The 13,422-nt window shown below is 48.9% G+C and carries 11 protein-coding genes; 9 read left to right on the top strand and 2 right to left on the bottom strand.

Going from position 1 to position 13,422, the window contains the following annotated elements; all coding sequences use genetic code 11:
- Positions 1-5 precede the first annotated feature (5 nt).
- The 5 genes from AC50X8_RS21970 (at position 6) to groL (ending at position 6,829) form a co-directional block, all read left to right on the top strand.
- Positions 6-1,907, top strand: coding sequence for a heparinase II/III family protein (locus tag AC50X8_RS21970; RefSeq protein WP_494881496.1), 1,902 nt, complete (start codon positions 6-8; stop codon positions 1,905-1,907).
- Between the two features lie 55 nt (positions 1,908-1,962).
- Positions 1,963-3,123 carry a glycoside hydrolase family 88 protein gene (locus tag AC50X8_RS21965; RefSeq protein WP_494881494.1) on the top strand — a complete coding sequence of 387 codons (1,161 nt, stop codon included), beginning with the start codon at positions 1,963-1,965 and terminating at the stop codon, positions 3,121-3,123.
- 71 nt (positions 3,124-3,194) lie between these two features.
- Positions 3,195-4,385 (top strand): DUF2264 domain-containing protein, encoded by a 1,191-nt coding sequence (locus tag AC50X8_RS21960; protein WP_235533353.1) that lies wholly within the window; start codon positions 3,195-3,197, stop codon positions 4,383-4,385.
- A gap of 436 nt (positions 4,386-4,821) precedes the next feature.
- Positions 4,822-5,103, top strand: a complete 282-nt coding sequence (gene groES / locus AC50X8_RS21955) for a co-chaperone GroES (protein ID WP_046229112.1) — start codon at positions 4,822-4,824, stop codon at positions 5,101-5,103.
- Positions 5,104-5,194: 91 nt separating this feature from the next.
- Positions 5,195-6,829, top strand: a complete 1,635-nt coding sequence (gene groL / locus AC50X8_RS21950; protein ID WP_056043601.1) for a chaperonin GroEL — start codon at positions 5,195-5,197, stop codon at positions 6,827-6,829.
- A 221-nt stretch (positions 6,830-7,050) separates the two neighbouring features.
- Here groL and AC50X8_RS21945 read toward each other — a convergent pair whose 3' ends face one another.
- Entirely contained in the window at positions 7,051-8,028 is a 978-nt protein-coding gene (locus AC50X8_RS21945; RefSeq protein WP_056043655.1) for a tRNA dihydrouridine synthase, read from the bottom strand.
- Between the two features lie 492 nt (positions 8,029-8,520).
- Entirely contained in the window at positions 8,521-8,601 is an 81-nt protein-coding gene (locus AC50X8_RS21940; protein WP_414811807.1) for a putative holin-like toxin, read from the bottom strand.
- A gap of 362 nt (positions 8,602-8,963) precedes the next feature.
- On the opposite strand from AC50X8_RS21940, the gene AC50X8_RS21935 reads away from it, so the two are divergent.
- The 4 genes from AC50X8_RS21935 (at position 8,964) to AC50X8_RS21920 (ending at position 13,415) form a co-directional block, all read left to right on the top strand.
- The gene (locus tag AC50X8_RS21935) at positions 8,964-10,313 is read left to right on the top strand and encodes an MATE family efflux transporter (protein WP_494881492.1); all 1,350 of its coding nucleotides are present in this window, start codon (positions 8,964-8,966) and stop codon (positions 10,311-10,313) included.
- 48 nt (positions 10,314-10,361) lie between these two features.
- Positions 10,362-11,147 (top strand): DeoR/GlpR family DNA-binding transcription regulator, encoded by a 786-nt coding sequence (locus AC50X8_RS21930; protein ID WP_494881489.1) that lies wholly within the window; start codon positions 10,362-10,364, stop codon positions 11,145-11,147.
- A gap of 328 nt (positions 11,148-11,475) precedes the next feature.
- The gene (locus AC50X8_RS21925) at positions 11,476-12,450 is read left to right on the top strand and encodes a CehA/McbA family metallohydrolase (RefSeq protein ID WP_494864202.1); all 975 of its coding nucleotides are present in this window, start codon (positions 11,476-11,478) and stop codon (positions 12,448-12,450) included.
- Positions 12,451-12,452: 2 nt separating this feature from the next.
- Positions 12,453-13,415, top strand: a complete 963-nt coding sequence (locus tag AC50X8_RS21920; RefSeq protein ID WP_494881487.1) for a CehA/McbA family metallohydrolase — start codon at positions 12,453-12,455, stop codon at positions 13,413-13,415.
- Positions 13,416-13,422: the final 7 nt, after the last annotated feature.

Here is a 13,422-nt window from a genome sequence, read left to right as displayed (position 1 = left end):
TTTATTTGCCGACAGAGCGCCGGAGTGGACTGGCGCTGTTGGTGAATGGAGAGCTGCTGTCTGAAGGACAGCTAGGCGAGGCATGGCATGACAAGCTGCGCCAATCTGAGGTGCAGCGTCCGTTAGTCGAGGAGATTCGCGCCGAGGCACAGCGCCAATTGGTAAGCGAAGAGCCGGAGCTGAGCGAATCCTTGTTTCGGATGTACGGGGAGACGGGGGAGCGGCTGCCGTACGAACGGGTTTATTTTCAAAAAAGGCGGCGGCTGAATTCATTCGCACTAATGTCCTTGATTGAGCCGGAGGAAGCGCCATATTTGGAGGCCCTTCAGGCTGCGCTTTGGTCGATCTGCGAGGAGCGGACGTGGTGCCTGCCTGCGCATCTGGGCGGGGCGGAGCAGCAGACGCCGATTGATTTATTCGCTGCGGAGACGGGCTTCGCGCTCAGCGAAATAAGCGTGCTGCTCGGCCCCCGGCTGCCAGAGGAGCTGCACTTGCGTATTCGTGAAGAAGTGGAAAAGCGGCTGTTTCAGCCATTTTTGACCGAGGGGCCTTATTTTTGGGAGAATGCGGAGCATAATTGGGCGGCGGTATGTGCCGGGTCGATTGGCGCAGCGGCGCTGCATTTGATGGATGATTGCGAACGGCTGGAAGCGGTGCTTTCGCGCGTATTAGCTGCGATGGATTGCTTTTTGGACGGCTATGGCGAAGATGGAGCTTGTGCGGAAGGGTATTCGTATTGGCAATATGGTTTTGGCTTTTATGTTTATTTTGCTCAGCTGCTTAAGGCGGCAACGGATGAAGCCATTGATTTATTCCGCAGCGCAAAAGTACAAGAGATCGCAATGTTTCAGCAGAAATGCTTTACGGGTGGACGCAGCATTGTGAATTTTTCCGATGCCCCTTCTGAAAGCGGTATCTTCATGGGGCTGAGCTCATATTTGCATCAGGAGTTTCCAGCTGTGGCTCTGCCGCATGCCAGCCTGCGCGACAGCTACACAGGGGATCACTGCGCAAGGTGGGCGCCTGCGGTGCGGAATTTGCTTTGGTGGGCGGAGTCGGCAAACGCAACGGCAACGGCAACGACAACGGCAACGAGAACGACAGCGGCAACTAATAGTGAAAGTGCCGAGGGGCGAAGCGACTCGGAAAGCGCTGCAGCTCTATGGCCGACAGAATCGTTTTATTTGGAAAATGTACAGTGGCTGCTGTCCCGTTATGTCGCAACGGATGGCGCTACTTATAGCTTTGCCGCCAAAGGCGGACATAACGCTGAGCCGCATAATCATAATGATGTCGGGCAGTTCGTAATGCATGCGGACGGAGAAGCCTATTTGGCGGATTTGGGCAGCGGGGAGTATACGGCGGACTATTTTGGCCCGCAGCGGTATACGATTTGGTGCAACGGCTCGCACGGACATTCCGTGCCGATTATTGGCAGCGCGCGCCAGCGCGAGGGCGCGGACGCGCGCGCCGTGGTTGTGCAGGCGGCGACCAGCGCGGAGCTTGACGTGCTGGAGCTGGAAATGCAGGCCGCGTACGGCGAGGAAGCGGGCCTTGCGGTGCTGGGGCGGCGCTTCGAGTGGAACAAGAAGGGCGCGCTGCCTGTGCTGACGATCCGAAATCGGTATCGGTTTCGGGAGGAAGTAGTCGGCGGGCGCGAGATTATCGAGCGCTTCGTTGCATGGCAGATGCCGGAGGCCGGGGAGGCCGGCGGTGTCGTGGTCCTGCAGGGACGCAAGAGGCTGACGATTGCGTTCGATGCGAAGCAGTGGAAGCCAGTGGTGACGCAGCGGAGCGACATGGATCATTTTGGGCATGAACGTCAATGGTACACGCTGGATTTTCATCATTTGGAGGCGGGAACTGCGACCGTGGATTCCGAGTTTGTTTTTCGCTTTGAGCCATAGGGTGGAATAGCTAAAAGCACGAGATTAAAGCGCCAAAGAAAAGGAGAGCGAAGCAATGACCGTACAGGAGAAGGTGCAGGAGCAGGAGCAGCAAAATTGGGTGAATGAAGCTTGGGACAAGGTGAATCAGAAGATCGGACGGACTAGCGGCCGAATAGGCTCGCAATTTCCCCATGCAAGCGTGAACGGGGTTTATGTGCTGGAGGCGGCGCATTGGTGGACGGCGGGTTTTTGGCCGGGGCTGCTATGGCTGCTCTATCAAGATGAGAATTCGCGTACGGAGCGCTACAAAGAGCTTGCCGAAGCCTGCGAGCTTAAGCTCGACGAAGTCATCATGGGCTATGACCGGCTCGACCATGATATCGGCTTCATGTGGACGCTGACTAGTGTGGCACGTTATAAGCTGCTTGGGGAGGAAGATTCCCGGCGGCGGGCGCTGCTTGCAGCAAACCTGCTATGCGGCCGCTTCAATATTCAAGGGCGCTATATTCGGGCATGGAACCCTTGGCGGGAAGGCGAGCGCAATGACGGGCTGGCTATTATCGACTGCATGATGAATTTGCCGCTGCTCTATTGGGCTTCGCGCACGACGGAGGACCCGCGCTACAAGCATTTGGCGATGGCGCATGCCGATACGGTGCTGGAGCATTTTATTCGGCCGGATGGCTCGGTTTATCATATCGTAGAGTTTGATCCGCAAAGTGGCGAAGTAGCTGCAAAGCATGGCGGGCAAGGATTTGCGGCCGAATCGGCATGGTCGCGCGGCGCGTCCTGGGCGATTTACGGCATGGCACTCAGTTACGCCCATAGCGGCGAGCAGCGGTATTTGGATGCGGCGAAGCGCACGGCTCATTTTTTCCTGGCGAATTTGCCAGAGGATTCCGTACCGCATTGGGATTTCCGGTTACCGGATGGCGTGGAGACATACCGCGATTCATCGGCGGGCGCTTGCGCGGCCTGCGGTTTGCTGGCAATTGCGGATGTAGTGCCAGAGGTCGAGCGTGAGTTGTATCGCCGAGCGGGCGAGCGGATTTTGAAATCGCTGTACGAGAACTATGGCGCATGGGCGGACGATGCACAGGAGGAAGGGCTGGTTTTGCATGGCACGAGCCACTACCCGGAACGCAAAAATCTCGACGTCCCGCTCATCTACGGCGATTATTTCTTTACGGAGGGCTTGTCCAAGCTGCGAGGCTACGATAGCTTCTGGTCGTAAGGCGAACATCAAGTGTCATCTGATCGTTATCCAATTTGCATAGATAGGGAACAGAAAGGGGCGAACGGCCATTGATTGGGGAAAAAGGTACAGATTCAGGCGAGAGAGTACGGTTACTGGAGGAACGCGAGTATTGGGTGAGCGAGCTATGCCGGGTTGCTGAGCCTGTGCTGCGCCTGCTTGCGGCTCGTGAGTTGAAAAAAACGATGCCCGTGCAATCTGCTGCGGGACAGGATCGCTCTGATGTGACCCATCTGGAGGCGCTAGGCCGCCTATTATGTGGAATAGCGCCCTGGCTTGAAAGCAGAGGCGGGGCAGACGAAGCGGAAGAGCGGCTGCGCCAGCAATATGCGGAGCTGTCACGGGCTGCGATTGCTGCTGGCTGTGATCCGCAGTCACCGGATTATATGAATTTTGCAGAAGGCTTTCAGCCGATCGTTGATACGGCGTTTCTGGCGCAGGCGATTTTGCGTGCGCCGACGGAGCTTTGGGACAAGCTGGATGCCAAGGTGCAGAAGCACGTTGTCCAAGCTTTCAAACTAACCCGTTCGCGCAAGCCATTCGCCATGAACTGGCTGCTTTTCTCCGCGATTATTGAAGCGGCCTTGTACCGCATGGGAGAAAGCGACTGGGACCCGATGCGCATTGATTATGCCCTTAAGCAGCATGAGCAATGGTATGTCGGAGACGGAGCGTACGGAGATGGCCCGTCGTTCCACTTCGACTATTACAACAGCTTTGTAATCCAGCCTATGCTCGTTGACATCGTAGCAGCCGTTCAAGGCTGCTATGAAGATTGGGATGCAATGCAGGCGAGCATCACGGAGAGAGCGAAGCGCTGGGCGGAGGTGCAGGAGCGGCTCATTTCGCCGGAGGGCACATTTCCGCCGCTGGGCCGCTCGCTTGCTTACCGCTGCGGCGCCATGCAAAGCTTGGCGCAAAGTGCGCTGCTTGGCGAGCTGCCAAGCAGCGTAACTCCGGCGCAGGCGCGCTGCGCATTAACAGCGGTTATCCGCCGCAGCTTGTCTGTTCCCGGCACATTTACAGAGGACGGCTGGCTGACCATCGGCTTTTGTGGAAGCCAGCCAGACATTGGCGAGCATTATATTTCCACAGGAAGCCTGTATTTATGCGCGGCTGTGTTTCTCCCGCTTGGCCTTGCCGCGGAGCATCCCTTTTGGAGCGGCGAGCCTGAGGATTGGACAGCGCGCAAAGCATGGTCAGGGTCCTTTTTTTCAATTGATCATGCACTGAAGGGGTAGCAGTCATAATAGGCAGCGAGATTATGAACAAGATTATGAGCAAGAGTATGATTACCAGCTACCAGCAGCGAGAGTAAGTGAAGAGGCGCAGCCATTTTCGTACAGGTGCGCTTTCTCTTATTTTTGCAGCTATCTGTGGCCTGCGCACTTTATAAATGCGAAGCTTCAGCCGCGCCTCAAACTTTTACAGAAGATCGTTTACCTTGGCATAAGCTCGGTAACAATGGATGAGGGGCTTTGCTAGCGCTGCATGAGTTAAAGCAGACGGTCTCATAAAGCGGTCTTTTTCCAGTGGTATGTAAATTTCCTGCAAAAATCGTCCTCAAGCACTTGAAATTAATAACGAAAAAAAGTATGATAAACATGATTGTTAGCACTTCATGCTCATGAGTGCTAACAAAAATAAGCGACAAATTTTTAAAGGAGGCTATTTTCAATGATCAGACCTTTGGGTGAACGTGTATTAGTAGAAGCGATCGCGAAAGAAGAAACGACTGCAAGCGGTATCGTTTTGCCAGATTCGGCTAAGGAAAAACCGCAAGAAGGTAAAGTGGTGGCTGTTGGCAGCGGCGCGCTGAAAGACGGAGTTCGCGTAGCGCTTGAAGTTAAAGAAGGCGATCGCGTCCTTTTCTCCAAATATGCGGGAACAGAAGTTAAATACGACGGCAAAGAGTATTTGATTATGAAAGAAAGCGACATTCACGCGATCTTTGAATAGGCTGCTCACATACAGCTTGACTGGACTTAAACGAAACGGCGCAGGCCGTTAAGCATACTTATATGAATATATTTTCGGGAGGTAAATGATAATGGCAAAGGATATTAAATTTAGCGAAGACGCTCGCCGCGCAATGCTGCGTGGTGTTGATGCACTTGCAAATGCTGTAAAAGTTACACTCGGACCTAAAGGCCGCAACGTCGTGCTGGAGAAGAAATTCGGCAGCCCGTTGATCACGAACGATGGTGTATCCATCGCGAAAGAAATCGAGCTGGAAGATGCATTCGAGAACATGGGTGCACAGCTTGTTAAAGAAGTAGCAACAAAAACAAATGATGTTGCCGGTGACGGTACAACTACAGCTACTGTTTTGGCTCAAGCGATGATTCGCGAAGGTCTGAAAAACGTAACAGCTGGCGCTAACCCAATGGTTATCCGCAAAGGTATTGAAAAAGCGGTTAAAGCTGCAGTTGAAGAGCTGCAAAACATCGCTAAACCAATCGAAGGCAAACAATCCATCGCCCAAGTTGCGGCTATTTCTTCCGCTGACGATGAAGTTGGCCAACTGATTGCAGAAGCTATGGAAAAAGTGGGCAACGACGGCGTTATTACCGTTGAAGAGTCGAAAGGCTTTGTAACGGAGCTTGAAGTGGTTGAAGGTATGCAATTCGACCGTGGATACATCTCCCACTACATGGTTACTGACACGGACAAAATGGAAGCTGTTCTGGATAACCCGTATATCCTGATCACTGACAAAAAAATTACAAACATTCAGGAAATTCTTCCTGTGCTTGAGAAAGTCGTTCAATCCGGCAAACAGCTTCTGATCATTGCAGAAGATGTTGAAGGCGAAGCGAACGCAACTCTGGTTGTGAACAAACTGCGCGGCACATTCACTTGCGTAGCTGTTAAAGCACCAGGCTTCGGCGACCGTCGTAAAGCGATGCTGCAAGATATCGCTGCTCTGACTGGTGGTCAAGTGATCACTGAGGAACTGGGCCTTGAGCTGAAATCGACTACGGTTGAGCAACTGGGTTCCGCTCGTCAAGTACGCGTAACAAAAGAAAACACAATCGTGGTTGACGGCAGCGGCGACGCTTCTGACATCGCGGCTCGTGTAAGCCAAATCCGTACGCAGCTGGAAGAAACAACTTCCGACTTCGACCGTGAGAAGCTGCAAGAGCGTCTGGCTAAATTGTCCGGCGGCGTAGCAGTCATCAAAGTCGGCGCTGCTACTGAAACAGAATTGAAAGAGCGCAAGCTCCGCATCGAAGATGCCCTGAACTCGACTCGCGCAGCGGTTGAAGAAGGTATCGTATCCGGTGGTGGTACTGCTCTAATTAACGTATATAAAGCTGTTGCTGCTGTTAATGCAGAAGGCGACGAGCAAACAGGCGTTAACATCGTTCTTCGTTCCCTTGAAGAGCCGCTTCGCACAATTGCTGCGAACGCTGGTCAAGAAGGTTCGGTTATCGTTGAGCGCTTGAAAAATGAAGAAATCGGCGTAGGCTACAACGCTGCTACTGGAACATGGGTTAACATGTTCGAAGCAGGTATCGTTGACCCTGCTAAAGTTACACGCTCCGCGCTGCAAAACGCAGCTTCCGTTGCAGCTATGTTCCTGACAACTGAAGCGGTTGTTGCTGACAAGCCAGAACCAAAAGGTGCTGGCGGCGGCATGCCTGACATGGGCGGCATGGGTGGAATGGGCGGCATGATGTGATGAAATCATTATCGAAGTAATTCGATGATGAGCGACCGCGCTTAAGCGGTAGATTTCATCGCCGATGGAGCAGAAAAGCGCTCCATGCGGTAATCAGGCTGAGAAGTCTGCAGCATCAAAAGTTTCCTTAAACGGAAACACCGTTTGACCACATCATGCAAAAATGAGAGACCTTTCAAGAGTTCATTGAACTCTTGAAAGGTCTCTTTGATTTCGCAAAATCAATCTAATTCTTGCTCTAAAACCGCTTTTACTAAATGACGTACTTCATCTGTTGACGTTGTATCCATTAACTGGTTTCTTAGTTCGCCTGCGCCTCTAAATCCGCGAACATAGATTTTGAAAAAGCGAAGAAGCGGTTTAAATGAACGTGGCAGAATTTCTTTCGAATATTTATCGTGAAGATCCAACTGTAAAAGAAGCAAATGGAGAAAATCCTTTGCGCTATGTTCTTTAGGCTCTTTTTCAAAAGCGAATGGATTGGTGAAAATGCCGCGTCCAATCATGACGCCATCAACGCCGTATTGTTCTACTAATTTTAATCCTGTTGCGCGGTCAGGAATATCTCCATTAATCGTTAACAACGTATGTGGAGCAATTTCATCGCGTAATTTTTTTATTTCAGGGATTAGCTCCCAGTGTGCAGCTACTTTACTCATCTCTTTTTTTGTACGAAGGTGAATGGAAAGATTCGCAATATCTTGTTTCAAAATATGTCCTAACCAATCGCGCCACTCGTCAATGTTATGGTAACCTAATCTTGTTTTAACGCTAACCGGCAATCCACCTGCTTTTGCGGCTTGAATAATTTCTGCTGCAACTTCAGGATGTTGTATTAATCCAGCACCTTTTCCATTGGAAGCAACGTTTTGTACAGGGCATCCCATGTTTAAATCGATACCACGAAAACCGAGTTTTTTCATATCCATACTCATCTGTTCAAAAAATTCTGGTTTATTGCCCCAAATATGAGCGACAATCGGTTGTTCATCTTCTGTGAACGTTAACCGGCCACGTACACTGTCTTTTCCTAGAGGGTGACAATAACTTTCTGTATTTGTGAATTCCGTGAAAAATACGTCGGGCTTTGCAGCTTCACTAACGACGTGACGAAATACAACATCTGTGACATCTTCCATTGGTGCTAATATGAAAAATGGCTTCGGTAAGTCAAGCCAAAAATTATGTTCGTTACTCATAGTATCTCCTCTTGTTGCAATATATAAAAAAAGCTATGGCAAATTCCTTTATCCATCATACATCATACATAATATCATTTTTTTTCGTTTGATGCACTGAATCGATTGTGTGAGCGTAAACACATGATATTGACTTGGAAATATAGGGCTGATTTTTAAGGGGATTCGGATAGAAAACCTATGATAAGACCTAAAATACACAAAAAACTCACATCGTTTTGTTAGTATACCTTAGAGTTCACTGGAATATTTCAGTAGACTCTAAGGTGCTTTTTATATAGTTTGAGGTAATCGTACATGGTGGAATAAAAAGTAAAGTGGATAATTTACTTATCCACTCGACAGTGTTATATTATAAGCAACAGAAGCATATAATGCAGAAAGGAGCCGTGCGCTAACACGACTCCCCATGCAACAGCTGCTTTTAAGGGCAGTAGGCTTTAATCAGGTGTTACGATCGAAATAGACCGCATTCCTTGACCAGGGGGCGGTCTATTTTCGTTTCTCGGACAGTAGCGCTACGATAAGCAAACCAAAAGTAAGCATGATCATGAGTGCTTCAAATACTGTCACAAGGCATCACCTCCCATAAACAGTCGCTTTATGGTCGGTCACGTCTGAGCCGTTTTGTGAACCAGTCATTCAGCCTACTTCCTATTCCAAGGAGGTGGGCTTTTTTATTTAATTGGTCAGCTTTTAACGATAAAAACTAAAGTATTTGTAAATCCTCATTTCTCTTGCGATCTTGCATTGATTAATCAACAAACAATAGGTATGATAAATGAGGCAACAAAAAAGCAATTAAAACAACACGAAAGCTACGTCGTTTTAATCGAAACGAAGTGAAAAACATGCAAGATATCGTACAATTTGAATGTGGATGAGGGATAGGCTTGGGGAAGCGTACGATCGGAAAGTCTGAATTTACTCGCGAGATGAAAGGATTAGTCGTTCCATCTGTGCTGCAAATGCTAGTTGCTAATTCATTCTCGCTCGTTAATATGCTAATGGTAACCAGCTTGGGAGATGGAGCAGTCGCGATTACTGCCGCAGCAGGCAGAATCAGCTTCATTTTATCAATGATTCTTACCGCCGTTTATGGAATGACCGCTTATATGACCCAGTACTATGGAAAACAGCAGTATATGCTTTTGCGTGCGACATTCGGTTTTATGCTGCTGACGGGTATCGGCATCAGTCTTCTGGCATTTGCTGCTGTGTCGATTTGGAAGGGGCCGATCCTCTCTTTATTTATTAAGGACGCTGAACTCATGCCGCTTGGCATTCAATACGTGACGATTATGGCGTGTGTTTTCCTAATCAGTGCGATTAGAGATGCTTATGCCCAGGCGCTTGGTTCTATAGGGAAGGTTAAGATCACTTTGTATGTCGGTCTATGTGCGATGGCCGTCAATATTACACTGGACTATGGGCTGATTTACGGCAGGCTGGGCTTGCCCGAGCTTGGTGTTGCAGGAGCTGCATGGGGAACGTTAATCGCTTCGGGTGCGAGCCTGCTGGTTTTGCTCGTCTTCATTTATAGTAAATCCTATTATGTAAACATTCGCGTCCGCGAGCTATTTAGCTTGCCTCTGCTGCTGCGCAAACAGGTATTGAAAACGATCACGCCGCTCGTGTTCCACGAAGGAATGTGGTCGATTGGCAATATGCTGTATGCCGTAGCTTTTGGAGCATTGGGCATCGCGGCATTGACTACCTTTCAGCTGGGGAATACGCTGCAGGGCTATTTTATGATGGGGATTCACGGATTTGCTTATGCAGCAAAGGTCATGATTGGACAAAAGCTGGGACAGGATGAGCCGGAGCAGGCGATGGATTATGCGCGCAGATTTACTCGCATTTCGGTCATTGCTGGTATAATCATAAGTGTTGTCATTATTATGGTTTCGCCGTTTGCAGCCTTGATTTTTCCTCACTTAAGCGCGGAGGTTCATGCATCATTAGGGAATGTGCTTCTGCTGCAAGCACTGGCAATGACAGCATTTTTCTTGAATAATGTTTGGATTGTCGGTATGTTTAGAGCAGGCGGAGATAATTTGTTTACGATGAACATGATTTTAATTACAACATGGGCCATTGCCTTGCCAGCAGTATTTGTTGGCGTGTACGTGCTCCATCTGCCGCTTGAATGGGTGTATGCTTTATTTTTATGTGAAGAGATTAGCAAAGCTTTGATCGGGTATAAACGTTATCGTTCCCAGAAATGGATGCGGAATTTAGCTGGGCCTAGCCCGGAAGCGCCAGCAGCGGCGGCATCTTTGTAGGGTTCTGGGTGCGTGAGAATAGTAACGAAGTAGAATGGAGGGTTTGTGATGTCTCTCGCAGGCGAAGAAAGAAAGCTAAGCATTATGAACTTGCTGAATGAGCATGGAAAGGTCATTGCGGGCGACCTGGCGCGTATGTTTGAGGTTACAACAGAAACGATTCGCAGAGATCTCGATGAGCTGGAGAAGGAAAATAAGCTTAAGAAGGTGTATGGAGGCGCAATCAAGCTGAAGGTAGAAATAGAGCCTACATTGTTTGAAAGAGCCTGCATTAATCAAGAGGCGAAGGAGAAAATTGGCTATCTTGCTTTTTCACTAATCGACGATTATGACGTGATCTTTATAGATGAAGGCACAACACCGCTGCAGATTATCCCGTTTCTATCCCAAAAGCAGCAGGTTACCGTACTAACGAGCTCGATATCTGCCATGATGGCCTTGATTGAGCTCAAAAAAAGAGAGCAATTCGATGGCCGGATTATTATGCTTGGCGGCGAGGTGAATGTGAAGCATTCCCGTGTCACGGGCGCTATTACGGAAGCTAATATGTCGGATATTTTTGTGAATAAAGCATTTGTAACCGTAGATGCCTTATCGATCGAGCACGGATTTACGAGCTATGATTATGAGAAGGCAACGTTGACCCGCAAATGGATTCAGCAGTCGGAAACATCGATCATTTTGGCGGATTCATCGAAATGGAACAAGCGGTCCATGGTGAAAATATGCGATTTTGAAAATGTCGATATCGTGATTTCGGAACTGGAGCCCCCGACCGAGTGGAAGACGCAGCTGGAAGAGAAGAATACGAGATGGATGATGCCAACTGAATAGCAAAGCAGAAGAAAAGCATGAGTAAAGGATGAGTAAAGTATAAGGTTTGCATCAAACGATCGAATGAAATGATCGAATTAGATGGTCCAACCAGATGGTCCAATCCGTCGTAAAAGCCAGCAGAGAAGCGCAACTTCTCTGCTGGCTTTTTTTGATGTTGTTTGTTGTTGTGTCAAAATTGTAATCCCTATGTTAAATCTTTCGAATCGCATTGTATTGGTCATTTTTTCGCAGTAGAATGTTTAAAACAACATAAATAAAAATAAAAGCAATAAAAAGCAATTATTTGCTAAGCGAATGGATAACTAGGAAAACAGGAGTGATGACGATGAAGGACGCCGTGTATTTAGACAAAAGCAAAAGAAAGTACAAGGGGAATTTGCATACGCATACGACATGGTCAGATGGATCGCAGGAGGCGGCGGATGTTGTGGCTGCTTTCAAGGCTAAAGGCTATGACTTCATCAGCATAACCGATCATGATGTCTACGCTCGAACGGCTGATTATGACACTGAATCCTTCATCGTGCTGCCAGGCATGGAAAGAGGCGGCTTGAATTTAGTGCCGGACGAAGACCCAGGTTACCACTTTGGCGTGCTGGATGATCCGACGATGCGACCGGAGAAAGAGAGATTTCATCATTTGCAAGCATTCGAGGTTCCCATTCCTTGGGAGGGGCCGCAATCCCCACAGAAGCTGATTGATGAAATGAAGGCGCATGGCAATCTCGTTATTTTCAATCACCCCGAATGGCATTTGACACGCTTCGAGGATATGGTGCAGTACGACGGTTTTTTTGCAGTCGAAATCTATAATCATGCAACAGAATGGACACCAAGCTCTTCTTATGGGGCGGCCTACTGGGATCATGCGCTTCAAAATGGCAAGCGCGTGTTTGGTATCGCTGCTGATGACTCGCATGAGCATGACCAGGGCAGCAAAATTTCTGAGTATGGCGGAGGCTGGGTATGTGTCGAGGCGGAGGAGCTTACGCAGCAAGGGATTATTACAGCCCTGAAGAACGGACAGTTTTATTCCAGTTCGGGTCCCGAAATTTTTGATTATCGTGTGGAGGATGGGTTTGTCCATGTGGAGTGCTCGCCCTGCCAGTATATGATGTTTAAAGCATTTCCGCTGCGCGGACCCTTTCTCGTGGAACGCGGGACGGGCGAGCTGATGTCCTCTGGAAGCATGAAGATTAAGCAGGGCATGCAATATATTCGGGTTGAGTGTGTGGACGAGAAGGGCAGAATAGCGTGGTCTAATCCGATCTTTGTGGCAGATTTGGCGGAGGGGGAATAGCGATGAGAGATGCTGTTATTTTAGATGCTGAGCGGCAAAAGTATAAAGGTAACATTCATGCGCACTCCGTTCGCAGTGACGGGGAATATACGATAGAGCAAATGAGAGAGGCTTATCGTTCAAAAGGCTATCATTTTATGTGCTTAAGCGACCATGAAATATATTTTCACAGCGATGCGTATGACACCGGTGATTTTATTATGCTGGACGGCTATGAAATGGCATGCGAGATGGATCGTGAAACGACTGGCCAGCAGTATCATCTGCATGGACTATTGGACCGTTCGCTGCTGGCGGAGAAGCCCTTTCAGCATGATGAGGTGCATGAGAAGCCCGATTACGAGAGCCTGAATACGATTCAGCAATTGATTGACGACATGAGAAGCAAAGGCAATCTCGTCATTATGAACCATCCAGAATGGTCGAAAAATCGAGAAGAGGATTTGCTTCAGCTGGAGGGTTATGCAGCGATTGAAATCTATAATCACCAGTCGGAAATTCAAGAGGCGGTCGGTTATGGCGTATCCTACTGGGATTATGTCCTAAAACGTGGCAAGCAGGTAAATGCCATTGCAGCAGACGATGCCCATGGTGGTCCGACGGAGATGGCAGTATCCGAATTTTATGGCGGCTGGATTGTCGTAGAGACCGAGCGATTAGAGCAGCAGGCGATTATTGAGGCGATGAAAGCAGGTCGTTATTACAGCTCCAATGGTCCGACCATTTATGATCTTCGCATGGAGAACGATAGGCTTAAGGTCAAATGCTCTCCTGTGCAGAGTATTCGCTTTATTACCTTTCCCCACAATGGCTTGGCTGAAATGGACCCAACTGGCGAATACATCACCGAAGCGGAATATTTCATTCAAAATGATGAGCAATATGTGCGAGTGGAATGTGTAGATGCATGGGGAAAAGTCGCATGGAGCAATCCTATCTATCCCAAATCCGAGTGGCAAGTATAGGAGGAGC

The organism is Paenibacillus sp. JT22N15 (genome assembly GCF_059383755.1).
Note: the sequence above shows the minus strand (reverse complement) of the source record. Positions and strands in the feature narration are given on the sequence as shown.